General features: G+C 74.8%; 2 protein-coding genes. Both read right to left on the bottom strand.

What is annotated here, in order from left to right:
* Positions 1–147: 147 nt before the first annotated feature.
* The gene (locus G3I65_RS18795; protein WP_160697268.1) at positions 148–666 is read right to left on the bottom strand and encodes a pyridoxamine 5'-phosphate oxidase family protein; all 519 of its coding nucleotides are present in this window, start codon (positions 664–666) and stop codon (positions 148–150) included.
* Between the two features lie 2 nt (positions 667–668).
* The coding region (locus G3I65_RS18800) for an LLM class flavin-dependent oxidoreductase (RefSeq protein ID WP_160697269.1) at positions 669–1,304 on the bottom strand (636 nt) is incomplete at its 5' end.

Below are 1,304 nucleotides of genomic sequence, written 5' to 3' on the forward strand. Positions count from 1 at the left end.
TGCGTCTGACGCACCGAAGGCCACATTGGGGCGCTTGTCCCGGCCCGGCGCTCAGTCGGCGAAACCCAACCGGCCAGCGCCCGACCACGGCGGCCTGCGCAGCATCACCGCGGCCATCGCAGCCCGCCCGGCGTCCCGGCCCGGGGGTCAGTGGGCGAAGTCCCAGCGGCTCGCGCCGTACGGTTCCGCGCCCGCGACGCCGATCGCGCGGTGCAGCTCCAGCCGGTACAGGTGCCACGGCGGCGGGCCCGCGCTCGGTGCCGTGAACGGCGCCGTCAGGCCGTCGCCGATCACCGTCGCCGGCCAGCCGCCCTCGCGGAAGACCGCGGCGACCTGCTCCAGCGTCGCCGCGTCGGTGACGCGGTGGGCCTCGCCCTCCATCGTCAGGTCCAGCCCGTTCAGCCGCACCGACACGGTGCACGCCGGGTTCACCGCGAGGTTGCGGGAGCGGCGCGTCCCCGGGCCGCCCTTGAAGTACAGTGCGCCGTCCACCCAGATGGCGCCGACGCCGGCGGCGTGCGGGCGGCCGTCGGGGCGGACGGTGCCGACGAAGAACGTCAGGTTTTCGTGCGGGGTCTGGGTCGCGAGGAGGTCGCGCGCCCTGCTCCACGGCAGGGCCGCGGACCCGTTCTGGTCGAGGTTCTCGGTGTGCGTCGGTTCGCTCATGCCTACGCGTCGAACGGGACGACTGCGGATCGACACGCCTCCAGGGTTTTCGCCCCGCCCGGGTCGTCGTCGCTGGTCGCGGGCACGATCGCCAGCTCGTCGATCCCCGCTTCCTCGTACTCGCGCGCCTTCGCGGCGATGTCCGGCGACGAGCCCAGCAACCCGACCACGGCGATCGCCTCCACCGGCACGGCGGCCAGCAGCTCACGCGGGTGCGGCCGGGTGCGCGCGAAGTCGACGAGGTCGCCGAACCCCGCCGCGCGGAACATCTCGCCGTAGCCCGGCGCCGCGAGGTAGCCGACCACGCCGCGACGCAGCTGTTCGAGCGACGCCGCGTCCGGGTCCACCGCGCCGACGACCCACGCGGCCACCGGCGGCGGTGTCACACCCGCCCGCGAAGCCGCCTCTCGCAGGCCTCGCACCAAAGTCCCGGCCGCCGCCGGGCTGACCAGGTTGACCACCATCCGGTCGGCGTGCCGCGCGGCGACGTCGAGCGCTCGCGGGCCGAACGCGGCGATAGTCACCGGCGATTTCGGGGCGGCCAGCCGCAACCGGTACCCGCGCGAGCCGACCACCGAGCCGTCCACAGTGGACTTCTCGCCGGAAACCAGCTGCCGCACGGCGATCGCCGACTCTTC

The sequence above is a fragment of the Amycolatopsis sp. SID8362 genome (assembly GCF_010550475.1).
GTDB classification, from domain to species: domain Bacteria; phylum Actinomycetota; class Actinomycetes; order Mycobacteriales; family Pseudonocardiaceae; genus Amycolatopsis; species Amycolatopsis eburnea.

Bases quoted from the DNA above. Each gene is read 5' to 3' on its own strand.
- G3I65_RS18795 (WP_160697268.1), bottom strand. From the start codon at position 666: ATGAGCGAACCGACGCACACCGAGAACCTCGACCAGAACGGGTCCGCG.